Consider the following 24,215-nt stretch of genomic DNA (forward strand, 5'->3'; position numbering starts at 1 on the left):
AACCGATGACGGCCAGCACCGAGTCCACTCGCGCCATGGCGCCAGACCGCAACCTCGCCCTCGAACTCGTACGTGTGACCGAGGCCGGTGCGCTCGCGTCGGGCCGGTGGGTCGGTCGTGGCGACAAGGAGGGCGGAGACGGAGCAGCCGTCGACGCCATGCGCCAGCTGGTCAGCTCGGTCTCGATGCGCGGCGTCGTCGTCATCGGTGAGGGCGAGAAGGACGAAGCCCCGATGCTCTACAACGGCGAGCAGGTCGGCAACGGTAACGGCCCCGAGGTCGACTTCGCGGTCGACCCCGTCGACGGAACCACGCTGATGGCCAAGGGCATGCCCAACGCCATCTCGGTCCTCGCCGTCGCCGAGCGCGGTGCGATGTTCGACCCGTCGGCCGTGTTCTACATGGAGAAGATCGCCGTCGGCCCCGACTACGCCGATGTCATCGATATCACTGCACCGGTCAAGGAGAACATCGCCCGGATCGCGAAGATCAAGAAGGGCTCCGCTTCCGACGTCACGGTGTGCATCCTGGATCGCCCCCGCCACGCGGATCTCATCCAGCAGGTGCGCGACGCCGGATCCCGCATCCGCCTCATCTCCGACGGTGACGTCGCGGGCGCGATCGCCGCAGCACGTCCCGATTCGGGCACCGACATGCTCATCGGCATCGGTGGTACCCCCGAGGGAATCATCGCCGCCGCCGCGATGCGCTGCATGGACGGTGTGTTGCAGGGCCGCCTCGCCCCGACCGACGACGCCGAGCGCCAGAAGGCCATCGACGCAGGTCACGACCTCGACCGTGTCCTGACGACGCGCGACCTCGTCTCCGGCGAGAACGTCTTCTTCACCGCCACCGGCGTCACCGACGGCGACCTGCTCCGCGGCGTCCGATACGCGGGCGGCGGCGCGCACACGCAGTCCATCGTCATGCGATCCAAGTCCGGCACCGTGCGCATGATCGACGCCTACCACCGTCTCGAGAAGCTCCGCGGCTACAGCTCGGTCGACTTCGACGGCGACGAGAACGCGCACGCACCGTCGTTCTAGGCTGCATCCCAATCCGTGTAACCCGACTGGCAAAGTAAGGCTCATGACGCAGACAGACGATTCGCAGTACCGCATCGAGCACGACACCATGGGAGAGGTACGCGTCCCGATCGACGCGCTGTGGCGTGCTCAGACGCAGCGTGCGGTGGAGAACTTCCCGATCTCCGGCCGTCCGCTCGAGCGCACCCAGATCCGTGCGATGGGCCTGCTGAAGGCAGCCTGCGCTCAGGTCAACAAGGACCTCGGATTGCTCGACGCCGACAAGGCCGACGCCATCGTCGCCGCTGCCACCGAGATCGCCGACGGCAAGCACGACGACCAGTTCCCGATCGACGTCTTCCAGACCGGCTCGGGCACCAGCTCCAACATGAACGCCAACGAGGTGATCGCGTCGATCGCCAAGGCGAACGGCGTCGACGTTCACCCGAACGACCACGTCAACATGTCGCAGAGCTCCAACGACACCTTCCCGACGGCTACTCACGTCGCCGCCACGGAAGCTGCCGTCACGTCTCTGGTTCCGGCGCTGAAGCACCTGCACGAAGCTCTGGCCGCGAAGGCCACGGAGTGGAAGACCGTCGTGAAGTCCGGTCGCACCCACCTCATGGATGCCGTGCCCGTCACGCTCGGCCAGGAGTTCGGCGGCTACGCCCGTCAGATCGAAGCCGGCATCGAGCGCGTCGAAGCCACCCTCCCGCGTCTGGGCGAACTGCCCATCGGTGGCACCGCCGTCGGCACCGGCCTCAACGCACCCGACGGATTCGGCGCCAAAGTCGTTGCGGAACTGGTCAAGTCGACCGGTATCGACGCACTGACCGCAGCAAAGGACTCCTTCGAAGCACAGGCTGCTCGTGACGGACTCGTCGAGATCTCCGGCGCACTGCGCACCATCGCCGTGTCGCTCACCAAGATCGCCAACGACATTCGCTGGATGGGATCGGGACCGCTCACCGGCCTCGGCGAGATCCAGCTCCCCGACCTGCAGCCCGGTAGCTCGATCATGCCCGGCAAGGTCAATCCTGTTCTGCCCGAGGCTGTTACGCAGGTCGCGGCTCAGGTCGTCGGCAACGATGCCGCCACCGCGTTCGGTGGTGCATCGGGTGCGTTCGAGCTCAACGTCTACATCCCGATGATGGCGCGCAACGTCCTCGAGTCGCTCAAGCTGCTCGCGAACGTGTCGGTTCTGTTCGCCGACAAGTGCATCGTCGGCCTGCAGGCCAACACCGAGCACCTCAAGACGCTCGCCGAGTCGTCGCCGTCCATCGTGACGCCGCTGAACTCCGCGATCGGCTACGAGGAAGCTGCCGCCGTCGCGAAGCAGGCTCTGAAGGAGAAGAAGACGATCCGTCAGACCGTCATCGATCGCGGACTCATCGGCGACAAGCTGAGCGAGGAAGAGCTCGACAAGCGTCTCGACGTCCTGGCCATGGCGAAGGTCAAGGACCAGTAGTCACCCGCCCCCTTTCCGCATCGATGGACCGCGGCATCCGCTAGACGGATGCGGTGGTCCATCGATGTTTTCGGGGACTGTCGGCCCGACAACATCGATGGCCCGTGGCAACCGTCTACAGGTTGCCACGGGCCATCGATGCGTAACAGGGCCGGCGTCAGGCCAGATGCGCCAACTCGTCGCGCGCCTTCTTGCCCTCGTCGCCGAGGTCGTCGCGGCCGAAGACGTTCCAGGTCGCGAGCAGTGGCTTGAACACCTTCTCGCGCTGTTGGTCGTCGTCGTAGATTCCCGCTTCTTTCAGCGCTTCGGTGCTGTTCGCCTTGCTCGGCAGGTCGACGACCGGAATGGCGTAGCCGTTGATGCGGTCCGCGACGGCGCGCATCGTCTGGTCCGGTACGACGCCGAATCCTTCGGTGACGATGTTCGCGTAGAAGCGCGACTGCAGGACGTCGTCGGCTGCGATCTTCGTCAGGATCGTCGCGAGCACCTTGTCGCCGCCCAGTGCGACGGTGTTGGTGTTGCGCAGTGCCGCGGCGGACTCGTCGATCGCGAAGTGCGCGACGATGTCGAGCACGTGCAGGCTCGGCGCGGAGTAACCCCGCGTCATCTCCTCCATACGCACGCGCTCGAGCGCGACGGGATCGACCGCACGCGTCAGAACCAGGTAGTCGCGAAGCACGATCGCCTGACGGTTCTCCTCCGACGTCCAGCGACCCGTCCACTTCCACCAGGCACCGAGCCCGGTGAGTGCCCGAGCCAGCTCGCGGTGGTAGGCGGGCAGGTTGTCGGCCACGAGCACCCCGACGGTGGCCGAGAGGATCTCGACGTCGCTCAGGTGGGACTGCTCGGGCGACCAGTCCTCACCACCGAGGAACGCGAAGTTCTTGCCCTCGTCCCACGGCGCGAAATCGTGGGGGTGCCAGTCCTCGGCTTCGTCGAGGTGGCGACGCAGGTTCTCTTCCACGGCGGGCTCCAACCGGAGCAACAGGTCGCCGTCCGTCATGTTCGTAGGCATCCGACAACCGTAGCGCCTCGTGGTGGACGACAGATGTCGTGCCCTGGACGTCTGTGAATTGTCCCAACGTCGCTGATAGCGCAGGTCTACGCTCGATTCGTCCGTGAAACGAGGGGGAGGGATTCGCCATGACCGAGACGACGCAGGCCACCGAAGTGGTCGAGACCATGCTGCACGCGCTGCGGGACCGGAAGGTCGACACGGCCGTCGATCTGTTCGACGACGGGATCGTCTGGCACAACGTCGGGCTTCCCAAGGTGCGGGGACGCGACCGCGTCGGCAAGTACATGACGGCGCTCGCGAAACCAGAATGGGGTTTCGACGTCACGATCCACAACATCGCCGCGAACGGGAACATCGTGTTGACCGAACGTACCGACGCGATCGTCTACCGGCGCCTGCGCGTCGATTTCTGGGTGTGTGGCACGTTCGAACTGCGCGACGGCAAGATCGCCGTGTGGCGCGATTACGGCGACGTCGCCGACATCTCGAAAGGATTCGCGAAGGGCGCTTTCCGTGCCCTCGTGAGTGGGAATGCATAGAGGGCTATACATTCCCACTCACGGGCGCCGCTAGGCGCCTGCGGGACCGAACTCTTCCAGCATCTCCGTCACCAGCGCGGCGATCGGCGAACGCTCACTGCGCGTGAGGGTGATGTGCGCGAAAAGCGGGTGTCCCTTGAGCTTTTCGATGACCGCGGCGACGCCGTCGTGACGCCCGACGCGCAGGTTGTCGCGCTGCGCGACGTCGTGCGTGAGGACGACGCGTGAGCCGCTGCCCAGTCGCGACAGCACCGTCAACAGGACGTTGCGTTCGAGTGACTGCGCTTCGTCGACGATCACGAACGAATCGTGCAGCGACCGTCCTCGAATGTGGGTCAGCGGCAACACTTCCAGCATTCCGCGGGCGATGACTTCTTCCATCACCTCGGGGCTCGCGAGCCCGTCGAGGGTGTCGAAGACCGCCTGGGCCCACGGACCCATCTTCTCGCTCTCGCTACCGGGGAGGTACCCCAACTCCTGACCGCCCACGGCGTAGAGAGGCCGGAACACAACGACTTTCCGATGTGTGCGACGCTCCAGGACCGCTTCGAGTCCGGCCGTCAGCGCCAGCGCCGACTTTCCGGTACCGGCCTTGCCGCCGAGCGAGACGATACCGACGCTCTCGTCGAGCAGAAGATCGAGCGCCACACGCTGTTCCGCGGACCGACCGTGCAGGCCGAACGCCTCGCGCTCACCGCGGACCAGCTGAACCTGCTTGTCGGGTGTGACGCGCCCCAACGCGCTCGAACGACCACCGAGCAGACGAACTCCGGTGTGACACGGCATCTCTCGCGCACCGTCGAGATCGATGACGCCCTCGGCGAACAGCTGATCGATGTCGCCGGGCTGCACCTCGAGTTCGGCCATACCGGTCCATCCCGACGGCACGACGTCGTGCGCGTGGTACTCGTCGGCGCGAAGTCCGACGGCGCCGGCTTTGACGCGGAGCGGGATGTCCTTGCTGACCAGCACGACGTCTTTGCCCTCGGCTGCGAGATTGAGTGCGCAGGCGAGGATTCGAGAGTCGTTGGAATCGGTTCGGAATCCCACGGGAAGCACCGACGGATCGGTGTGATTGAGCTCGACTTGCAGTGTGCCGCCGTCGTTTCCGATCGGAACCGGCTGATCGAGACGGCCGTGCTCGACACGGAGATCGTCGAGCATACGTAGGGATTCCCGCGCGAACCATCCCAGTTCGTGGTGATGGCGCTTTCCCTCCAACTCGCTGATGACCACCAGCGGCAGGACCACGTTGTGCTCGGCGAACCGGATGACTGCCCACGGGTCCGACAACAGAACCGAGGTATCCAGGACGAAGGTCCGAAGAGGGGCGGAAACGGAGCGTGAAGTGGTCACGTGGGGCTCCTATGTCTCGCGCGGCACCGCGCGGACTGTGTCGCTCGGCCGGTCGGTCTGGCGTGTCAGATGACACGAGGACCGGGTGCCGGCCCTCTCGCGCTCACTAGCTCAGTCACGTATCAGAACCTCCCGCACAGACAACTTCCCCGCTGCCTGTTACTGCCGACGGTACAGGCGATTCCGGCGATTGGCTCGGCGAGCGAAGGGCGTGTCGATGAACAACGCGTAAACCGATTTCAGCTGCTGCGACGGCGCGAAACGCACGGAATCCAGGCGAGTCCGCGACGGTGTCGCGGCGCCCGGTGGGCACATTCGGCGTGCGAATGCGGCTGTCTGCATTCATACCATTTCGTCGGCCCCGAGCTACCCCACTTCGATACCTGTCAATTGATTTGAAAGGATTACCTAACATACGAAAGGAAGACGATCGTGAACGCCAAGCTGGAGAAAGCACTCGCCGAAGTAGTCCGCCGCAACGCAGGTGAGCCCGAATTCCACCAAGCCGTCACCGAGGTGTTCGAGTCGCTCGCCGTCATCGTGGAGCGCTATCCCGATTACGCCGACGCGGCGCTCATCGAGCGGCTGTGCGAACCGGAGCGACAGATCATCTTCCGTGTTCCGTGGATCGACGACGCAGGCCAGGTCCACGTCAACCGGGGCTTTCGGGTGCAGTACAGCAGCGTCCTCGGACCCTACAAGGGCGGACTGCGCTTCCACCCGAGCGTCAATCTGTCGATCGTGAAGTTCCTCGGCTTCGAGCAGATCTTCAAGAACTCGCTGACCGGGCTTCCGATCGGCGGAGGCAAGGGTGGTGCCGACTTCGATCCGAAGGGGCGTAGCGACTTCGAAGTGCTGCGGTTCTGCCAGTCCTTCATGACCGAGCTGTACCGTCACATCGGCGAGTACACCGACGTGCCTGCCGGTGACATCGGCGTCGGAGGACGCGAGATCGGATACCTCTTCGGCCAGTACAAGAGACTCACCAACACGCACGAATCGGGTGTGCTGACGGGCAAGGGCTTGAGCTGGGGTGGATCCCAAGTCCGCAAGGAGGCAACGGGATACGGCCTCGCCTACTTCGTGTCGAACATGCTCGCCGCCGAGAACGACTCGTTCGACGGCAAACGCGTCACGGTGTCGGGCTCGGGCAACGTCGCGATCTACGCGATCGAGAAGGTCCAGCAACTCGGCGGCCTCGTCGTCGCCTGTTCCGACTCGAACAGCTACGTCGTCGACGAGGACGGCATCGACCTCGACGTACTGAAGGACATCAAAGAGGTTCGGCGCGGGCGACTTTCCGAATACACCGAACAGCGCCCGAACGCTCACGTGGTCGAGGGAGGTTCCGTGTGGGACGTGGCCTGCGACGTCGCATTGCCGTGTGCAACGCAGAACGAGCTCGACGACAAAGCCGCCGAGACCCTGGTGCGAGGCGGGACGACGATCGTCGCCGAGGGCGCCAACATGCCGGTGACGCCTCGCGCAACCGCGGTCTTCGAGAAGGCCTCGGTACGTTTCGCGCCCGGCAAAGCAGCGAATGCGGGCGGTGTGGCGACGTCGGCGCTGGAGATGCAACAGAACGCGTCGCGCGACTCGTGGCATTTCGACTACACAGACCAGCGATTGGCGTCGATCATGTCCGACATCTTCGACCGGTGCCGCGACTCCGCCGACGAGTACGGCCGGCCCTACGACTATGCGCTCGGCGCGAACATCGCCGGCTTCACCAAGGTTGCCGACGCCATGATCGCGACGGGCGTGATCTGACCCTCCCCGACAACATCCGCTTCCGTAAAACATCGAAGGGCCGTGGCAACCGTCTATCGGATGCCACGGCCCATCGATGCCGGAACGAGAGGCGTCTAGCCCAGCAGGCCCCAGTCCTCGAGGCCGTCGTACAGCGGCTTGCTCTGCGCCAGCTTCACGACGCGGTCCTTCAGGGAATCGCTGGCCTCACCGGTTGCGAGGGCGGTGCCGATGATGTCGGCGACCTCGGTGAACTCGGCTTCACCGAAACCACGCGTTGCGAGGGCTGCGGTTCCGATACGCAGACCGGAGGTGACCATCGGCGGGCGCGGGTCGAACGGCACGGCGTTGCGGTTGACGGTGATGCCGACCTCGTGCAGCAGATCCTCGGCCTGCTGGCCGTCGAGCTCGCTGTTACGCAGGTCCACCAACGCCAGGTGAACGTCGGTGCCACCGGTCAGGACCGAGACACCCTTGTCGGCGACGTCCTTGGCGAGCAGACGCTCGGCCACCAGCGAAGCGCCCAGCAGCGTGCGCTCCTGACGTTCCTTGAACTCGGGCGTCGACGCGATCTTGAAGGCCACGGCCTTCGCTGCGACGGCGTGCATGAGCGGGCCGCCCTGCTGGCCCGGGAACACGGCCGAGTTGATCTTCTTGGCCCATTCCTTCTTGGCGAGGATCAGGCCGGAACGAGGTCCGCCGAGGGTCTTGTGAACGGTCGAGGACACGACGTCGGCGTAGGGCACGGGCGACGGGTGGAGTCCGGCGGCAACCAGGCCGGCGAAGTGGGCCATGTCGACCCACAGCAGTGCTCCGACCTCGTCGGCGATCGAACGGAACGCCTCGAAGTCCTGGTGACGCGGGTAGGCCGACCAGCCTGCGATGATGACCTGCGGCTTCGACTGGACGGCCTGCTTACGCAGCTCGTCCATGTCGATGCGGTGGTCTTCCTTGCTGACGCCGTAGGACTCGACCTCGTACAGCTTGCCGGAGAAGTTGAGCTTCATGCCGTGCGTGAGGTGGCCGCCGTGGGCGAGATCGAGACCGAGGATCTTGTCGCCCGGGTTGATCAGCGCCATCAGGACGGCGGCGTTGGCCTGCGCACCCGCGTGCGGCTGAACGTTGGCGAACTCGGCGCCGAACAGTTCCTTCGCACGGTTGCGGGCGAGATCCTCGACGACGTCGACGTGCTCGCAGCCGCCGTAGTAGCGGCGTCCCGGGTAGCCCTCGGCGTACTTGTTGGTCAGAACGCTGCCCTGGGCCTGCAGAACTGCGCGGGGAACGAAGTTCTCCGACGCGATCATCTCCAGGGTGTCGCGCTGACGACCGAGTTCGCCCGCCATCGCCTCGGCGACCTCGGGGTCGAGTTCGGCCAGCGACAGGTTGTTGACGTCGGTCATTTCAAGAATCTCCAAGGGGAACGCAGTGGGATTGGCGTACCCAGTTTAGAAGATGCGGCTCACGCCTCTCGCAGCGCGCTCGGAATCAGGGGCTCGTCGAGAAGCCGTCCGAACAGGGCGGATCGTTCGGTGACCGTTTTGCCCTGATCGAGCCAGCTTCCCAGGAGCTTGTATCCCTCGACGTAGGTGCTGATGTAGGCCCTCCACAGCGGCGACGACAGGAACTTCAGGCTCTGACGCGCCCGCTTCGGCGACGCCAGCGACCATTTCTCCAAGTAAGCGGCGACGTCGTCCTGGCTTCGGTGCTGATCGTGCAGCAACAGGGCAGCGTCCTGACGAACCCCGAGCAGCTGGCCCGACGCATTCGCCAGTCGCTCGGCTTTCTCGCCGTCGAAACGCAGACCGAGGTCGGCGTAGATCTCCTGCGCCCACAGACCCCATCCCGGTCCGACGATGGACTTCAGCGCGAGGTCGGCAAGGCCTTCGGCCATCAGACACTGCGGGGTGTTGACGAGGAACAGCGTCTGCTCGAGCTGGCCCGACGAGACGAGACCGGCTTCCTTGCGGCAGTGCTCGGTGTGGTGGCCCGGGTACGCCTCGTGCGCGATGAGGTGCGGCAGGTTCGCCATCTGTTGCTCGAGGTCGGAGTTGATCGCGACGGTCGACTTGTAGTCGCCGAGGTAGTAGTTGAAGCCCGACCAGGGCTTGTCGCCGACGACCTCGTACGTCACCTGCTCGGTCTCGGGCAGCGTGTACTCGGCGCGGACCTTGTCACGCAACGCGCTGGAGAACGCGTCGACACACTCCTGGAGGCGGTCGGCGGGAACGACGTCACTCGCCCGATGCGCGGCCAGACGCTCGGCGAGCGAGCCCGGACCGGCCAGGACCTCGTCCATGCGGCGGTGCGCCTCGCGGTACTCGTCCTGATCGCCCGCCTCGATGCGGACGTCGAAGTAGGCGAACACCTCGTCGACGAATCCGATGTCGTCGCCGGCGAACTTCCGCCCCGAGCATTCGAGCGCACGCAGGTGCACGTCGATGAATTCGGCCCGCTGCGTCGGCAACTCGGTGTTGCGCATTTCCCCTCGCAGTTCCGCGGCCCGACGCGCCAGCGCGCGCGGCTCGGGAGCGGGGGCGTTCTCGACCTGTCGACGCAGCTCGGGATCGCCGGTGTAGGCGTCGACGAAGCCTTCCTCCAGTCGATCGAAGCCGAGACCGAGGACGAGATATTCACGAACAAAACTATCGGTGTTCATGAGATCCGACGATAGGTGAGCCACCCCGGCCGTGCGAGCCGCCGTGGCACCGAGCACAATCTGAGAACATGGGAAGACCCTCGTGCGCCTTTTGCGTACTTTCCGGTACTCGAAAGGCTCACGAGCAGTGAGCGAATCCAGCCCGTACGTCGAGTTCGACCGCAAGCAGTGGCGCACGCTCCGCCAGTCGACGCCGTTGGTGCTCACCGAGGAAGAACTCGTCGGCCTGCGTGGTCTCGGTGAGCAGATCGACCTGGAGGAAGTGGCCGAGGTCTATCTGCCGCTTGCCAGGCTCATTCATCTCCAGGTCGCTGCGCGTCAGCGACTGTTCGCCGCGACGGCCACGTTCCTCGGCGAGAAGCACCCGGATCGGCAGGTGCCGTTCGTCATCGGCGTCGCCGGAAGCGTCGCCGTCGGGAAATCGACGACGGCTCGTGTTCTGCAGGCGCTGCTCGCCCGCTGGGACCACCACCCACGCGTCGACCTCGTCACGACCGACGGATTCCTCTATTCGACGGCCGAACTCATGCGTCGAGGCATCCTGCACCGCAAGGGTTTTCCGGAGAGCTACGATCGCCGCAAGTTGCTGCGCTTCGTCACGGAGGTCAAATCGGGTGCGGAAGAGGTTGCGGCGCCCGTGTATTCGCACGTGTCGTACGACATCGTCAAGGGTCAGCTCCACATGGTTCGGCAGCCCGACATCCTCATCGTCGAGGGGCTGAACGTGCTTCAGACCGGACCGCGCCTGATGGTGTCGGATCTGTTCGACTTCTCCATCTACGTCGACGCGCGCATCGAGGACATCGAGTCCTGGTACGTCAAGCGGTTCCTCGCACTGCGTGAGACGTCGTTCGCGGATCCGGATGCGCACTTCCACCACTACGCGAATCTGTCCGACGAGCATGCGCGGATCGCCGCCGAGGATCTGTGGCACTCGATCAACCTGCCGAACCTCGTCGACAACATCCTGCCGACGCGGCCGCGGGCGACGATGGTGTTACGTAAGGACGCCGATCACACGATCAACCGGTTGCGGCTTCGCAAGCTGTAGTCGTGCGCGCGAATGTACAGCGGGCTGTACATTCGCGCGCACGACTACACCCCGAACCGTCGATGCCGCGCGGCGTAGTCACGCAGAGCGCGCAGGAAGTCGACGCGTCGGAATTCCGGCCAGTAGGCCTCGGTGAACCAGATCTCCGAGTACGCGCTCTGCCAGAGCAGGAAACCCGACAGCCTCTGCTCCCCCGACGTGCGGATCACGAGGTCCGGATCGGGCTGCCCGGACGTGTACAGGTGTGAATCGATGGCGTCGACGGTGATCGACTGGACCAGATCCTCCCCGGACACCCCCTCCGAGATCTGCTCGCCGATCAGCGACTGCACGGCGTCGGCGATCTCCTGTCGTCCGCCGTAGCCGACGGCGACGTTGACGTGGGTTCCGGACCGACCTGCGGTGAGGTCGGCGGCTTCCTTGAGACGGCGTGCCGTTGCTGCCGGCAACAGGTCGAGCGTGCCGACGATCTTCACGCCCCAGTTCTGTTCCGGACCACAGATCTCCTCGACGACGTCGGTGATGATCTCGAGCAGCGAATCGAGCTCGTCGGGATCGCGTCGCAGATTTTCGGTGGAGAGCAGATAGATGGTGGCCATCTCGATACCTGCCGCGTCGCACCAACCGAGCATCTCGGCGATCTTCAGCGCGCCCATCCGGTGTCCGTGTGCGACGTCGGTGAAGCCGTTCTCACGTGCCCAGCGGCGGTTGCCGTCGCACATCACAGCGACGTGACGCGGATGCGCCACACCGTCGAGCTGAGTCAGCAGACGTCGCTCGTACACGTTGTAGAGGACGCTGCGCACCTTGGTCGGGAGAATCTTCACCGAGACATCACCACTGCCACATCACCACGGGGGACAACCTTACGCCGACACTGTCGAACTACTCGCCGGTACAGTGAGCAGCGAACCTACGGTTGCGTAGGTTCGGGCACGTGAGGAGGTCACGCCGATGACGATGTTCGGAATCGACGAACTGCCGGTCAAGCCGCGTATGCGGGGCTGGATTCACCTGTATGCGTTCGGATTCGCGGTCGTATCCGGAATCGTGCTGGTCACCCTCGCGTTCACGCTCGTCTCGGTGAGCGCCGGTATCGCAACCGCGGTCTACGCGACGACGGTCTGCGGTGTGTTCGGTGTGAGCGCCACGTACCACCGCGTGCACTGGGACAACCCGACGCATCGCATATGGATGAAGCGGGCCGACCATTCGATGATCTTTCTGTTCATCGCCGGCAGTTACACCCCGTTCGCGGTGCTCGGCCTGCCGACCGCGACGGGCCGCACGCTGCTGATCGTCGTCTGGGCAGGCGCGCTGGGAGGCGTCGCACTCAAGATGCTGTGGCCGCATGCGCCGCGGTGGGTCGGCGTCCCGCTCTACCTGCTCCTGGGATGGGCGATCGTTCCGGTCGCTCCGACGCTCATCGAGCACGTCGGCTACGCACCGTTCGTACTGCTTCTCGTCGGCGGCGTCCTGTACAGCGTCGGCGCCGTTCTGTACGCCACCAAATGGCCCAACCCATGGCCGACGACGTTCGGGCACCACGAGTTCTTCCACGCGGCGACCGTGCTCGCGGCGATCTGCCACCTCGTCGCGGTGTGGCTCGTGGTCTTCTAGCGCCGCAAGGCGGCGATCAGGTGGTCTTCGGTGGTGACGGGCCGATCGCACACGAATCCGCGGCACACGTACGCCGCCTCCCGACCGTCGACGGTCGGTCGATCGGCGAGCAGAGGCGACGAATCGACGACGCCCGAGACGATCGTCGTACCGCCGGGTGCGTACCGGCGCGCCACCTCGAGCAGACGGCCGGACTCGCTGGCAGAGATGGCCACCTGCAACGGGCCTCGCACCGACGCTTCCGCCACCGCGAGCCAGTGGCCGCCCGATCGCGGTGCACGCCCCAGCACGACGGCTGCGCGCGCCAGACCGGCTGCCGCCAGCTCCCCGTACCGCGCCGACTCCGACGGCGGTACCAGCGCCTCGGCCGTCAGCAGAGCCCCGGTGATCGTCGACGCCCCCGACGGGGTCGCGTTGTCGAGGGGATCACGCGGACGGGTGACGAGAGTTTCGGCGTCGTCGGCGGTGTCGAACCAGCTGCCGGGGTTGTCCGCGTCGGCGAAGTGAGCGATTGCCGCATCGAGCACGGTGCGCGCGCGGTCGGACCAGACCGGATCCCCGGTGGCCTGGAACAGCGTCTGCGACGCGACCGCGAGACTCGCGTAGTCCTCGAGCACCCCCGGTGCCTCACCGACGTGGGATCCGAGCGACGCCCGACGCAGCCGGCCGTTCTCGTCGTGCGTCGCGAAGATCTGTTCGGCGCATTCGACGGCAGCATCGACCCAGTCGCTGCGTCCGAGGCCGGATCCGACTTCGGCGAGGGCGGTGATCGCGAGCCCGTTCCACGCGGTGACGACCTTGTCGTCGCGTCCCGGCTGAGGACGACGGTCGCGTGCGTCTTGCAGTGCTGTGCAGACACGGTCGAAACGTTCGATGTCGTCCGGATCCTCCGGCAACTGCAGCACCGACATGCCGGCTTCGAACGTGCCCGTGGTGTCCACGACGAACAGGCCTGCAGCCCACACACCGTCCTCGAACCCGAGGACCTCGACGAACTGTTCGGGTGTCCACGCGTACGTCAGACCTTCGACGCCTTCGGTGTCGGCATCGAGGGCGGATGCGAAACAACCACTGTCGGTGCGTAGTTCGTGCAGCATGAATCCTGCTGTCGCGGTGGCGACGCGCAGGGCCGTCGAATCGCCCGTGACGCGGGCGAGATGACCGTAGAAGCGAAGCAGCAAGGCGTTGTCGTACAGCATCTTCTCGAAGTGCGGGACGACCCATTCCGCGTCGACCGAGTAGCGCGCGAATCCGCCGCCGATCTGGTCGTACATCCCGCCACGAGCCATCGCCGACGCCGTACGCATCACCGTCGCCAGAGCTTCTTCGGACCCGGTGCGTTCGTGATGACGCAGCAGCCCTTCGAGCAACGGTCCCGGTGGAAACTTGGGTGCACCTCCGAAGCCACCCCGGTCGACGTCCTCGTCCCGCAGCACGGCGGCGACGGCGTCGGCGAGCAGGTCGGCGTCGACGGGTCGATCCGACGCCGGTAGCCCGCCCGAGTTCTGCTTCAAGGCCGTGACGACGGCAGCCGACGCGTCGAACACCTCGGTGCGACGCGTCCTCCACGTGTCGGCGATGGCCTCGAGCAACTGGGTGAACGACGGACTACCCGCGCGTGGTTTCGGTGGGTAGTAGGTGCCGCAGTAGAACGGCTCGGTGTCCGGGGTCAGGAAGCAGGTCATCGGCCAGCCGCCCTGGCCCGTCATCGCGACCGTCGCGTTCATGTAGACCGCGTCGAGGTCGGGGCGTTCCTCGCGATCGACCTTGATGCAGACGAAATGCTCGTTCATGACGGCCGCGGTGGCCTCGTCCTCGAACGACTCGTGTGCCATGACGTGGCACCAATGGCATGCGGAGTACCCGATGGACAGCAGGATCGGCACGTCGCGCTCGCGGGCGGACTCCAGTGCTTCTTCGGACCACTGCTGCCAGTGCACCGGGTTGTCGGCGTGCTGCCGCAGGTACGGACTGGTCGAGTCCCCGAGTGCGTTGGCGCCGAGCATCGTCAGCTGTCGCGAGGTTCGGTCTCGGTCCGGTCGGTGTCTCGAACGGCACCGCGGTCGGTGCCCTCGTCGAATTCCCGGTCGGCACCCGGATCGTCCTTCTCGAAGGATTCCGGAAGCTTCTTGATCTGTTTGTTCATCGACCAGATGAGGAACGCGGTGCCGACGAGAAGCGCGACGATGATCACCAGACCGACCGGAGACGACTTACCGAACTCCGGCCCGGTCGGCTGCTGCGCCAAGATGGAGATGATCACTCAGGCGTCCTCGGGATCGATACCGGCGAACAAATCGGTTTCGGGGATCGACGTCTTCACGCGGGTGCGTGCGAGTTCGTATTCCTCGGTAGGCCACAGTTTACGTTGCACGTCGACCGGCACGGCGAAGAACGAACCGTTCGGATCGATCTGCGTGGCATGGGCGCGCAGGGCGTCGTCGCGCTGTTCGAAGTAGTCGCCGACGGTCACCTGCGTGGTGATGCGTTCCATGATCTCGTCGCGATCGGTGGTCCACCGCTTCAGCCAATCGACGAAGGGGCTTTCCTCGCCGCGGTCGATGAACCAGTCGTGGAACAGCTGCATCCGCTTACGCAGGAAGCCGTGCGAGTAGTAGAGCTTGAGCGGCGTCCACGGCTCGCCCGCGTCCGGGAACTTCTCCGGGTCACCCGCTGCCTCGAATGCGGCGACGGACACTTCGTGGCACCGGATGTGGTCGGGGTGCGGGTATCCGCCCTTCTCGTCGTACGTGGTCATCACGTGCGGCTTGAACTCGCGGACGACCTTGACCAGCGCTTCGGTGGATTCCTCGAGCGGGACGAGAGCGAAACACCCCTCGGGCAGCGGCGGCAGCGGGTCGCCCTCGGGAAGTCCCGAGTCGACGAATCCGAGCCAGGTCTGCTGCACGCCGAGGATCCGTGCCGCCTCGGCCATCTCCTCGCGTCGCACCTCTTGGATGCGCTCGTGGATTCCGGGAATGTCCATCGCCGGATTGAGGATGTCTCCTCGCTCGCCTCCGGTCAGCGTGACGACGAGAACGTCGTTTCCCTCGGCCGCGTACCGAGCCATCGTCGCCGCGCCCTTGCTCGACTCGTCGTCGGGATGGGCGTGCACAGCCATGAGCCGTAGTCCGGACACGTTCTTTCCTCACCTCAGCGTCGCCTGCTTGGAACCTGCCCCTATAGTTCCACCTGACGCCGACAACACTTGCACCGGCTGCCGAAGAAACAATCCGATCCACCGAGAGACGCTCGAATGACTGCCACGCTCCCCGAAGGCCGGTATCCGAGGTCGACGCATCGCAGTATCGGCCGAGGCGTCAAGCTGGCCGTGATCGCGCTCGCGGTTGTGATCGGACTCGGGGTTGCGTTCGTCGCCTACCAGCGTTTCTCCGTCAAGGACGTCGAAGGAACCGCGCTGGCATTCGATCTGCTCGACGACGAAACGGTGTCGATTCGCTTCAGCGTCACGCGTGCCCACCCCGATCAGGAAGCCGTCTGTATCGTCCGCGCCAGGTCTCGTGACGGATCCGAGACGGGCCGACGCGAGGTACTCGTTCCGGGATCGGCGGACCGCGAGGTCGAGGTGGTCTCCGAGGTCAAGACGTCGCAACCACCGGCCGTCGGCGATGTCTACGGGTGCAGTCTGAATGTTCCGCAATATTTACGTGGAAGCTGACCGAACGCCTGCTCGTGGTAACATCTACCCGTACACGGTTCCGCACTGGGGCCGTGTATTGCTGCATTGACGGTCGATTGAGCGGACCGATCCGGGGGGACTCCGACAGACAAGAGCCTCGTGGATCGATGCGTTCGTCAGCGCTCGCGCGTCCGTCCGCAGGCACACCAGAAGCCCGCTGCGGCTTCGACTTACAAGGGAGTGATCGAGATGACCGAGACGCAGGTGACCTGGCTCACCCAGGAGTCACATGACAGGCTCAAGAGCGAACTCGACCAACTCATTTCCAATCGTCCGGTCATCGCCGCCGAGATCAACGAGCGACGCGAAGAGGGCGATCTGAAAGAGAACGGCGGATACCACGCTGCGCGCGAGGAGCAGGGCCAGCAGGAAGCTCGCATTCGCCAGCTGCAGGAGCTGTTGAACTCCGCCAAGGTCGGTGAAGCACCTACCCAGTCCGGCGTCGCGCTGCCCGGATCCGTCGTGAAGGTCTACTACGACGGCGACGAGTCCGATACCGAAACGTTCCTCATCGCCACGCGCGAAGAAGGTGCACGCAACGGCAAGCTGGAGGTCTACTCCCCCAGCTCGCCCCTCGGCGGTGCCCTCATCGACGCGAAGGTCGGTGACACCCGTGAGTACACGCTGCCCAACGGCAAGACCATGAAGGTCACGCTGCTCAGCGCGGAGCCGTACCACGAGTAAGCCCGCTCCAGCCGAAAGCCCCACCCGCCAGGGTGGGGCTTTTTGCGTTATACGGCCGACACCGGCGCGAGACGCGGCGCACACTTGACCGATGGAGCCCGTATCACTGCAGGTGGACCCGGTTTCCGGGCCCATCGACAGCCCCACGGTCTTTCGCGTTCACGGCGTCCGACCGGGTCTGCCGGTCCATCTCGACGTCGCCACCGTCGACGACGACGGTCACCACTGGGTGTCCCATCAGGACTACGACATCGACGCCGACGGGCGGCTGAAGATGGCCGACCCGGATCGCCCGTGGTGGAACATGCAGTTCGTCGACGAGGGCGTCGCACCGGTGACGTTCGTCGGCTCCGAAGCAGGCCTCGACTACCGCGTCTCCGTACACGCTCACGAGGGTTCGTCGAGCACGACGATCCGTCGCAGCTGGGGCGACGACGTCGTGCGCGAGGACCACGCCGGAAAGGGGTGGCGTCTGCGTGTCTACCTGCCGGACACGAGCGAGGACGTCACCGCGGGAGTTCTGCTGCTGCCCGGCACGATGGGCGCCCGACCCTCGACGCCGACCGCGGCATTGCTCGCGTCGCACGGTTACGTCAGCGCCGTCCTGTCCTACATGGGAGAACCCGGGCTGCCCGACGCCTTCGAGTCCATTCCGATCGAAGCAGTGGCTGCCGGGATCGCGGCCTTCGCGTCGCACGAACGCGTCGACGCCGACCGCATCGCGCTGCACGCCGCGTCGGTGGGCGCCTCCGTTGCCTTGTCCACCCTTGCCCGCACACCCGAGCTGACCGTGCGCTCGGTCGTCGCGCTCGCGCCGACACACGTCGTTCTTCAGGCGCTGTCCGACACCGGGCCGCCGCCGCGGGCGTCGTCGCTGACCGAGGCGGGTGAACCGTTGCCGTACATGCCGATTCGCGCCGAGAGACTCGTCGGGCAGATCGTGAAGAGAACCGTCGGACGGCTGTTCTCGCCGTCGCCGACGTCGCGCGCTCTGTCACTGCGACCCGCCTACTCCGCAGGCCTGCGCGACGACGAGGCCGTCGCTCGGGCCGTCATTCCGGTGGAGAAGATCGATGCGCCGATGCTCGCGATCGCGGGCGTCGCGGACGCGTCGTACCCGGCGGATCGGATGGCGCGAGCGCTGATCGCGCGACGCCATCGTGACACCGACCGACTTCTCGTGTTGCCGAACGCGGGCCATTTCCTCCGGCCGCCGGCAACGCCGACGACCGTGGACCGCAACAACTTCATCGTGTCCGGAGGCACGCCCGCCGGCACGGCCAAAGGCCAGCGACGGGCGTGGACGGAGACGCTCGACTTCCTGTCGGAAACCCTTGCCACCCAATGAGGTACGAGATCAGGCGGTCAGGGTCCGCTCGTACTTGCGCACCGACAACGGCACGAAGATCACCAGGAACAGCACGACCCAGATCAACGTGTAGAGCACCGGGTTCTGGAGCGGCCAGACATCCGGCGGCGGAACCATCGGGTTGGTGTTCCCGAACAGTTCACGCACCGCCTGGGTGACGGCCGAGATCGGATTCCACTCCGCGATCGTCTTCAGGACCGTCGGGAAACCGTCGATCGGCACGAACGTGTTGGCGATGAACGTCAGCGGGAAGATCACGATGAACGACGCGTTGTTGAAGATCTCCGGCGACCGCACCGTCAATCCGACGAAGGCCATGACCCACGAGATCGAGTACGCGAACAACAGCAGCAGAACGTACCCGGCGACTGCTTCGAAGAACGACGACGTGATGCGCCATCCGACGATGAGTCCGGTGATCGACATGATCGTGATGGTCACGATGTTGTTGCCGACGTCGGCTGCCGTCCGACCGATCACGACGGCCGACCTGGCCATCGGGAGCGATCGGAACCGGTCCATGACGCCCTTCTGCAGATCCTCCGCGAGCGACGATCCGGTGATCGATGCTCCGAAGATCATGGTCTGTACGAAGATGCCGCCCATGAGGAAGCTCTTGTAGTCGACCCCGGGAACGTCGATGGCACTGCCGAACACGTACGCGAACAGCAGCACGAACATGATGGGCGACAGCGTCGCGAAGAACAGCAGGTCGGGAACCCGCTTGAGCTTGATCAGGTTTCGCTTGGTGACGATCAGCGAATCGTGTGCGACGGTCATTTCGCTTCCTCCACGGGTGCGTCGGCCTCGGTGGCATGGCCGGTGAGCGTGAGAAACACGTCGTCGAGATTGGGGCGTCGCAATCCGACGTCCACCACCTTGACTCCGGCGTCCTTCAGCTGAACGAGAGCGGTGGTCAGGTCGTCGGCGCCGTCGCCCACGGACACGGCGAGGCGACGCGCCTGCTCGTCGTAGACCGGAGTGTCGACGCCGATCGGCGTCAGGATCTGCTCGGCGCGCTCGCGGTCGGCCGGGTCGATGAGCACGAATTCGAGCCGCTCGCCGCCGACCTGTTCCTTGAGCTGGTCGGCCGTGCCCCTGGCGATGATCGATCCTTTGTCGAGCACGATGATCGAGTCGGCCAGCCGGTCCGCTTCTTCGAGGTACTGCGTGGTCAGCAGAATAGTGGTGCCGTCCTTGACGAGGTCGGCGATGAACTCCCACATGGCAATTCGGCTGCGCGGGTCGAGTCCAGTGGTGGGCTCGTCGAGAAAGACGACCTTAGGCCGCCCGATGAGGCTGGCCGCGATGTCGAGTCGACGACGCATACCGCCCGAATACTGCTTCGCAGTCCGGTCGCGTGCGTATTCGAGATCGAATCGTTCGAGTAGTTCGTCGGCGCGGCGACGTGCCTCGGCCTTCTTCAGACCGAACAGCCGCCCGACCATCTCGAGATTCTCGTAACCCGTCAGGTATTCGTCGACGGCCGCGAACTGGCCCGTGAGTCCGATGGTCTTGCGGACCTCGTTCGGGTGCTCCCCCACGTCGACGCCGTGGACGCGGGCGGTGCCCGACGTCGCCTTCAACAAGGTCGCGAGAATACGAACGGCCGTCGTCTTTCCGGCCCCGTTGGGACCGAGAACGCCGAGGACGGTGCCCTCGGGGACGGTGAAGCTGATCCCGGCGAGCGCGGTGTTCTTCCCGTACTCCAGTACTAGATCTTCGACTTCGATGGCATGTGCCATGGTGTGTAACCCCATTCCTGTGATGCATCCGTACTGCAGACTCGGAACGCGTCGAACATTAATCGGTGCCGCGGACACCTGCTGTCCTGAAGAAGTTTCCTCGTGAACGGCCCCCACGTCGCTCGCACCGCGGTCACCTTACGGTCTCGGACCGACACGCGCGGGCTAAGCGCGAACCGTGTATCCCGCCGACTCGAACGCGTCGAGCATCTCCTGCCGGTGTTCGGGTCCGCGGGTCTCGACGGTCAGCATGACCTCGACCTCGTCGAGTCCGAGTTGCCCGCCGGTGCGTGAATGCACGACGTCGACGACGCTCGCGCCGAGATCCTTGACGACGCCGAGCAAATCGAGCAGACCACCGGGCCGGTCCGAGATGGTCACGCGCACAGCAAGATACCGACCCGCGGCGCGCAAACCGTGCGTGATGACGTGCGTCAGCAGCAGTGGGTCGATGTTGCCGCCGGACAGCACTGCGCAGACCGGCCCGTCCAGCGCGAGGTCGTCGCGTGTCATCAGAGCGGCGACGGCAGCGGCACCGGCAGGCTCGACGATGAGCTTGGCGCGTTCGATGCACATCAGCAAGGCTCTCGACAGCGCGTCCTCGGAGACGGTCACGATGTCGTCGACCTGGTTCACCACATGCTCGAAGGGCACACTGCCCGGCAGTCCGACAGCGATGCCGTCGGCCATCGTCGACATCGACCCCGCCGCGACCGGGTGTCCTGCGTCGAGCGAGGCCGGCCATGCCGCGGCACCCTCGGCCTGGACCCCGATGATCCGCACCGACGGCTTGTGCAGGCGCATCGCCGCGGTGACACCCGCGAGCAGTCCCCCGCCTCCCGTCGGTACGACGACGGTGCCGACGTCCGGCATCTGCGCGAGCAGCTCGGTACCCAACGTTGCTTGTCCCGCAACGATATCCGCGTGATCGAACGGATGGATCAACACCGCGCCGGTTCGCTCGGCGCACTCGTGCGCGTGGACGAGCGCCTCGTCGACGGTGTGGCCGACGAGTTGCACGTCGGCCCCGTACGCCTTCGTGGCGACGAGTTTCGGCAGCGACACCCCGGTCGGCATGAACACCGTCGACGGAATGCCCAATTCCGTTGCCGCCCAAGCTACTCCTTGCGCGTGATTGCCTGCGCTCGCCGCAACGACCCCGTTGCGTCGTTCCGACGCGTCGAGACGTGCGATGCGGTTGTACGCACCGCGGGGCTTGAACGACCCTGTGCGTTGCAGATTTTCGCATTTGAGACGCACGTCGTGTCCGGTCAGATCGGACAGAATCCGTGACGCGACGACCGGCGTTCGCCGCATCACCGGGCCGAGGAGTGCCTCGGCGTCGGAGATGTCCGCGGCCGTGAGCAGCGACCCGGTCATGCGGGACCCACCGACGACGACACGCAGAAACTCACCACTGCCGCAGTATGCCAGGACGTCCCGACAGCGTTTACGTCGCCGCGTCGGGCCCGAAGTCACTACGATCGAACGTATGAGTACTGACCCCAGCTTCGCCTCCGCGAGTTCCGCTGCGCTCACCACCACGCAGGGTCGAACGATCATCGCCGACGCCGTCGTCGCGAAGATCGCTGGCATCGCCACGCGCGAGATCAACGGCGTCTACGACGTCGGTGGCGGCACCGCGCGCGTCGTCGGCGCGCTGCGTGACCGCATCCCCGGTGCTCGGGTCAACCACAGCCAGGGTGTCGCGGTCGAGGTCGGTGAGAAACAGGCGGCCATCGACATCGGCATCGTCGCCGAGTATGGCGTCGCGCTGCACGAGCTGGCAGCAGGCATCCGTAGGAACGTCATCACGGCCGTCGAACGGATGACCGGCCTCGAGGTCACCGAAGTCAACATCACCGTCTACGACGTCATGCTGTTCGACGAGGCCGACGCGGCGCTCGAACCTGACGTCCGTCGCGTCCAGTGAGCGTCGTCCAGGAACACGAGCTCGCCGACTCGGTTGCTGCGGCCGCGTTGTCGGTGGCAGGCGTCGTCGCGCTGAACGGCGGTGAGTTCGGTGAGATCGCGACGTATCTGCCCGGACGCAAAGTCGTCGGCGTTCGGATCCATGCGGACGGATGCGACGTCCACATCACCGCCGAGTATCCCAGCGACGTGCATGCGGTGGCACGCGGTGTAGTAGCGGCCGTGCAGCCTCTGATCACGGTGCCGGTGTCGGTGACCGTCGAAGATGTTCGCTTCCCTGGAGACAAGTCATGAACTACACGATCGTCGGACTGCTGACCGGTCTGCTGCTCGCGCTCGCCGGCATCGTCGGCGGGTTCAGTGGTTTCGTACTCGCCCTGTTCCTCGGTGCTGTCGGCGTCGCCGTCGGGGCACACTTCGACGGGCGGCTCGACCTGACATCGTTGCTGCGCAGTCGTGGCCGTGGTTGACACGGACGGCGCGATCTCGAACGGAGGTCCCGGCAGTCTCGTCATCAAGGATCGAGCCGTAGCGCGTGTCGCCGTCGCCGCCGCGCTGACGGTTCCGTCGGTGGTTCGACAGGTCGGAGGCATGTCCCGGCTCACCGGCCGCGACCTTCCTCGCGCCGATGTGTCCGTCGGCGAGGAATCGGTGTCGGTGAATCTGTACGTCGCGCTCGCGTGGCCGTGCCGCATCTCGGAGGTGGCCGCGTCGGTTCACGACGAGGTCAGCCGCACTCTGGACAGCATCGTCGGGCTCCCCTTGCATCGGCTGAACGTGATGGTCGCGGCAACGACGGTCGGTGACGACGGTGACCACGTCGGCGCGACCGAGCGTGACGTCGTCGTACCGAGGCCGCGCCCGCCGACGGCCAGTCCCGCGGCGCTTCCCGTCGCTGTCGTGATCGCGTTCGCGTTGCTCGGCGTCGCGTTCGTCGCGGGCCGTGAATTCTTGATCGTGCACGACACTCTCGGCGGAGCGCCGTGGATTCACAACAGCATCGATTGGATTGCCCAATTACGTTGGGCGCCATGGATGGTCGCGGCGTCGGTTGCATCGATTGTCGTCGGCGTCGTACTCGTCGTGCTGGGACTTAAGCCACGCACGAAAACCCATGCGGGCGCGGTATCTCCGACGTCGTCGTCACCGATGGTGTGGCTGCGTCCCACCGATGTCGCCCGCATGTGCAGCGATCGTGCCAGCTCGGTGCCCGAAGTGGACTCCGCGCGCACGACCGTCACGCGCAAGAAGGTCATCGTCGACGTGCATCGTGCCGGTGACGGCAACGACGCCCTCAGCAATTCGGTGCGTGAGGCCGTGGCCCCGACAGTCGCGGTGCTCGCCGAACCGCGGAAGATTCAGGTTCGGGTGAAAGACGTGCGCTCGTGAAGCGTGTGATGGCGGCAGTCGACCGCATTCTCGCCGTAGTGCTGGGAGTGGCGCTGATGTGCGCGGGAGCGTTCGCGCTCGCCTGGTACTTCGATGTTCCGTGGGCGGTGCAGAGGTTCGCCACATTCGACCGAGACATCTTCGTGTCCATCCCGAATCGGAACTGGTGGGAGGTGGCGCTCGCTGCCACTGCTGTGATCACGGCCGTCGTCGCGCTCGTGCTATCGATCGGCAACCTGTCTCCGCGCCGAACCGGGACGGTGCAAATCGCGTCGGACGACTCCCTCGCGGTGCGGGTCGACCTCGCCGCGCTGGCGCGGGGCGTCGCAGCCGACCTCGCGACGTTCCCGGGCGTCGTGAGCGCTGAGGGTCGGGCCATCGACGATCGTGGTGTCCCGACCCTCGCCGTCACGGTCCACACCTCACCCGACGTCGACATCGACGCCTTCACCCGGGTCGCCGAGTCGCGGGCCGAGTTCGTCGCCGACACGTTGGAGAACGCCCCCGTCGCCCTGCGCGTGCAGGTGCACGTGGATGCCGGGGCGCGCTAGTCCTCGGACAGGCCGACGTGGGGCGTCCGACCGTCGCCCGCGCAGGTTGCAGCCACCGCGCAGGTTGCAACGTGCGCAGCTGCTCAAAGGTGCGCGGGAAGGGGGTCCGGGGCGCAATCACGGCCACCCGCGCAGGTTGCAGCGAACGCGCAGGTTGCAACGTGCGCAGCTGCTGAAAGGTGCGCGCTATCGCTCGGGCATGCCGACGTAGGGCTTCTGACCACCACCCGCGCAGGTTCCAGCCACCGCGCAGGTTGCAACCTGCGCAGCTACTGAAAGGTGCGCGGTAAGGGGGTCCGCGCCGCAGAATCCGCCCCCGCCGCCGCATGAATGGACCACGACAACCGTCTATCGGATGCT

General features: G+C 65.6%; 25 protein-coding genes. 14 read left to right on the forward strand and 11 right to left on the reverse strand.

Annotated features, from left to right (window positions below; all coding sequences use genetic code 11):
• The first annotated feature begins 5 nt into the window (after positions 1 to 5).
• Both glpX and RhoFasB10_RS01825 read left to right on the forward strand, forming a co-directional pair.
• Positions 6 to 1,046: a class II fructose-bisphosphatase gene (gene glpX, locus RhoFasB10_RS01820; protein ID WP_068427851.1), complete on the forward strand. Its 1,041-nt coding sequence runs from the start codon at positions 6 to 8 to the stop codon at positions 1,044 to 1,046.
• A gap of 43 nt (positions 1,047 to 1,089) precedes the next feature.
• Positions 1,090 to 2,496 carry a class II fumarate hydratase gene (locus RhoFasB10_RS01825; protein WP_068427849.1) on the forward strand — a complete coding sequence of 469 codons (1,407 nt, stop codon included), beginning with the start codon at positions 1,090 to 1,092 and terminating at the stop codon, positions 2,494 to 2,496.
• A 157-nt stretch (positions 2,497 to 2,653) separates the two neighbouring features.
• Here the strand turns inward: RhoFasB10_RS01825 and RhoFasB10_RS01830 are convergent, their stop codons facing one another.
• Positions 2,654 to 3,511: an acyl-ACP desaturase gene (locus tag RhoFasB10_RS01830; RefSeq protein ID WP_114328360.1), complete on the reverse strand. Its 858-nt coding sequence runs from the start codon at positions 3,509 to 3,511 to the stop codon at positions 2,654 to 2,656.
• 128 nt (positions 3,512 to 3,639) lie between these two features.
• On the opposite strand from RhoFasB10_RS01830, the gene RhoFasB10_RS01835 reads away from it, so the two are divergent.
• A complete protein-coding gene (locus RhoFasB10_RS01835; RefSeq protein WP_167674853.1) occupies positions 3,640 to 4,053 on the forward strand; it encodes a limonene-1,2-epoxide hydrolase family protein in 414 nt (137 codons plus the stop codon).
• A 30-nt stretch (positions 4,054 to 4,083) separates the two neighbouring features.
• Here the strand turns inward: RhoFasB10_RS01835 and RhoFasB10_RS01840 are convergent, their stop codons facing one another.
• Entirely contained in the window at positions 4,084 to 5,409 is a 1,326-nt protein-coding gene (locus tag RhoFasB10_RS01840; RefSeq protein WP_068427845.1) for a PhoH family protein, read from the reverse strand.
• 432 nt (positions 5,410 to 5,841) lie between these two features.
• On the opposite strand from RhoFasB10_RS01840, the gene gdhA reads away from it, so the two are divergent.
• Entirely contained in the window at positions 5,842 to 7,179 is a 1,338-nt protein-coding gene (gdhA, locus tag RhoFasB10_RS01845) for an NADP-specific glutamate dehydrogenase (protein ID WP_167674855.1), read from the forward strand.
• A gap of 95 nt (positions 7,180 to 7,274) precedes the next feature.
• Here the strand turns inward: gdhA and glyA are convergent, their stop codons facing one another.
• Complete coding sequence (gene glyA, locus RhoFasB10_RS01850; RefSeq protein WP_167674857.1) at positions 7,275 to 8,558, reverse strand: serine hydroxymethyltransferase; 1,284 nt, start codon at positions 8,556 to 8,558, stop codon at positions 7,275 to 7,277.
• A 59-nt stretch (positions 8,559 to 8,617) separates the two neighbouring features.
• Entirely contained in the window at positions 8,618 to 9,814 is a 1,197-nt protein-coding gene (locus RhoFasB10_RS01855; protein WP_167674859.1) for a DUF885 domain-containing protein, read from the reverse strand.
• A gap of 127 nt (positions 9,815 to 9,941) precedes the next feature.
• Here RhoFasB10_RS01855 and coaA point away from each other — a divergent pair, with 127 nt between their 5' ends.
• The gene (gene coaA / locus RhoFasB10_RS01860; protein ID WP_068427837.1) at positions 9,942 to 10,865 is read left to right on the forward strand and encodes a type I pantothenate kinase; all 924 of its coding nucleotides are present in this window, start codon (positions 9,942 to 9,944) and stop codon (positions 10,863 to 10,865) included.
• 44 nt (positions 10,866 to 10,909) lie between these two features.
• Here coaA and RhoFasB10_RS01865 read toward each other — a convergent pair whose 3' ends face one another.
• Positions 10,910 to 11,692 (reverse strand): isoprenyl transferase, encoded by a 783-nt coding sequence (locus tag RhoFasB10_RS01865; protein WP_068427835.1) that lies wholly within the window; start codon positions 11,690 to 11,692, stop codon positions 10,910 to 10,912.
• A 127-nt stretch (positions 11,693 to 11,819) separates the two neighbouring features.
• Here RhoFasB10_RS01865 and RhoFasB10_RS01870 point away from each other — a divergent pair, with 127 nt between their 5' ends.
• Complete coding sequence (locus tag RhoFasB10_RS01870; RefSeq protein ID WP_167674861.1) at positions 11,820 to 12,485, forward strand: hemolysin III family protein; 666 nt, start codon at positions 11,820 to 11,822, stop codon at positions 12,483 to 12,485.
• Here RhoFasB10_RS01870 and RhoFasB10_RS01875 read toward each other — a convergent pair.
• The 3 genes from RhoFasB10_RS01875 to mca are packed head-to-tail and all read right to left on the reverse strand — an operon-like array spanning position 12,482 to position 15,624.
• Positions 12,482 to 14,491, reverse strand: coding sequence for a thioredoxin domain-containing protein (locus tag RhoFasB10_RS01875; protein ID WP_167674863.1), 2,010 nt, complete (start codon positions 14,489 to 14,491; stop codon positions 12,482 to 12,484). The two genes, RhoFasB10_RS01870 and RhoFasB10_RS01875, sit on opposite strands and share 4 nt — an antisense overlap.
• 2 nt (positions 14,492 to 14,493) lie before the next feature.
• Positions 14,494 to 14,748, reverse strand: a complete 255-nt coding sequence (locus RhoFasB10_RS01880) for a hypothetical protein (RefSeq protein ID WP_068427830.1) — start codon at positions 14,746 to 14,748, stop codon at positions 14,494 to 14,496.
• On the reverse strand, positions 14,749 to 15,624 hold the full coding sequence (mca, locus tag RhoFasB10_RS01885; RefSeq protein WP_174551444.1) for a mycothiol conjugate amidase Mca: 876 nt from the start codon (positions 15,622 to 15,624) through the stop codon (positions 14,749 to 14,751).
• Positions 15,625 to 15,741: 117 nt separating this feature from the next.
• Between mca and RhoFasB10_RS01890 the strand changes: the two genes are divergently transcribed.
• From RhoFasB10_RS01890 to RhoFasB10_RS01900, 3 genes are all read left to right on the forward strand, one after another.
• Positions 15,742 to 16,164 carry a DUF4307 domain-containing protein gene (locus tag RhoFasB10_RS01890; protein WP_068427824.1) on the forward strand — a complete coding sequence of 141 codons (423 nt, stop codon included), beginning with the start codon at positions 15,742 to 15,744 and terminating at the stop codon, positions 16,162 to 16,164.
• 210 nt (positions 16,165 to 16,374) lie between these two features.
• The gene (greA, locus tag RhoFasB10_RS01895; RefSeq protein ID WP_068429008.1) at positions 16,375 to 16,869 is read left to right on the forward strand and encodes a transcription elongation factor GreA; all 495 of its coding nucleotides are present in this window, start codon (positions 16,375 to 16,377) and stop codon (positions 16,867 to 16,869) included.
• Between the two features lie 91 nt (positions 16,870 to 16,960).
• Positions 16,961 to 18,217 (forward strand): acyl-CoA thioester hydrolase/BAAT C-terminal domain-containing protein, encoded by a 1,257-nt coding sequence (locus tag RhoFasB10_RS01900; RefSeq protein ID WP_167674865.1) that lies wholly within the window; start codon positions 16,961 to 16,963, stop codon positions 18,215 to 18,217.
• 9 nt (positions 18,218 to 18,226) lie between these two features.
• Here RhoFasB10_RS01900 and RhoFasB10_RS01905 read toward each other — a convergent pair whose 3' ends face one another.
• The 3 genes from RhoFasB10_RS01905 to ilvA all read right to left on the reverse strand — a co-directional run bounded on the left by RhoFasB10_RS01905 (position 18,227) and on the right by ilvA (position 21,363).
• Entirely contained in the window at positions 18,227 to 19,018 is a 792-nt protein-coding gene (locus RhoFasB10_RS01905) for an ABC transporter permease (RefSeq protein WP_068427820.1), read from the reverse strand.
• Positions 19,015 to 19,983 carry an ATP-binding cassette domain-containing protein gene (locus RhoFasB10_RS01910; RefSeq protein WP_167674867.1) on the reverse strand — a complete coding sequence of 323 codons (969 nt, stop codon included), beginning with the start codon at positions 19,981 to 19,983 and terminating at the stop codon, positions 19,015 to 19,017. Before RhoFasB10_RS01910 ends, RhoFasB10_RS01905 begins: the two co-directional genes overlap by 4 nt.
• 165 nt (positions 19,984 to 20,148) lie before the next feature.
• Positions 20,149 to 21,363 (reverse strand): threonine ammonia-lyase, encoded by a 1,215-nt coding sequence (gene ilvA / locus RhoFasB10_RS01915; RefSeq protein WP_167674869.1) that lies wholly within the window; start codon positions 21,361 to 21,363, stop codon positions 20,149 to 20,151.
• A gap of 112 nt (positions 21,364 to 21,475) precedes the next feature.
• Between ilvA and RhoFasB10_RS01920 the strand changes: the two genes are divergently transcribed.
• The 5 genes from RhoFasB10_RS01920 to RhoFasB10_RS01940 are packed head-to-tail and all read left to right on the forward strand — an operon-like array spanning position 21,476 to position 23,855.
• Positions 21,476 to 21,916 carry an Asp23/Gls24 family envelope stress response protein gene (locus tag RhoFasB10_RS01920; protein ID WP_068427812.1) on the forward strand — a complete coding sequence of 147 codons (441 nt, stop codon included), beginning with the start codon at positions 21,476 to 21,478 and terminating at the stop codon, positions 21,914 to 21,916.
• Complete coding sequence (locus tag RhoFasB10_RS01925; RefSeq protein WP_167674871.1) at positions 21,913 to 22,209, forward strand: hypothetical protein; 297 nt, start codon at positions 21,913 to 21,915, stop codon at positions 22,207 to 22,209. Before RhoFasB10_RS01920 ends, RhoFasB10_RS01925 begins: the two co-directional genes overlap by 4 nt.
• The gene (locus RhoFasB10_RS01930) at positions 22,206 to 22,385 is read left to right on the forward strand and encodes a DUF2273 domain-containing protein (RefSeq protein ID WP_068427807.1); all 180 of its coding nucleotides are present in this window, start codon (positions 22,206 to 22,208) and stop codon (positions 22,383 to 22,385) included. Before RhoFasB10_RS01925 ends, RhoFasB10_RS01930 begins: the two co-directional genes overlap by 4 nt.
• Positions 22,378 to 23,304 carry a DUF6286 domain-containing protein gene (locus RhoFasB10_RS26765; RefSeq protein ID WP_308115208.1) on the forward strand — a complete coding sequence of 309 codons (927 nt, stop codon included), beginning with the start codon at positions 22,378 to 22,380 and terminating at the stop codon, positions 23,302 to 23,304. The genes RhoFasB10_RS01930 and RhoFasB10_RS26765 overlap by 8 nt, the downstream gene beginning before the upstream one ends.
• Positions 23,301 to 23,855: a hypothetical protein gene (locus tag RhoFasB10_RS01940; protein ID WP_308115209.1), complete on the forward strand. Its 555-nt coding sequence runs from the start codon at positions 23,301 to 23,303 to the stop codon at positions 23,853 to 23,855. The genes RhoFasB10_RS26765 and RhoFasB10_RS01940 overlap by 4 nt, the downstream gene beginning before the upstream one ends.
• The last annotated feature ends 360 nt before the right edge of the window (positions 23,856 to 24,215 follow it).

Source organism: Rhodococcus sp. B10, from assembly GCF_011770055.1.
In the GTDB taxonomy this organism is placed as follows: Bacteria; Actinomycetota; Actinomycetes; order Mycobacteriales; family Mycobacteriaceae; genus Rhodococcoides; species Rhodococcoides kyotonensis_B.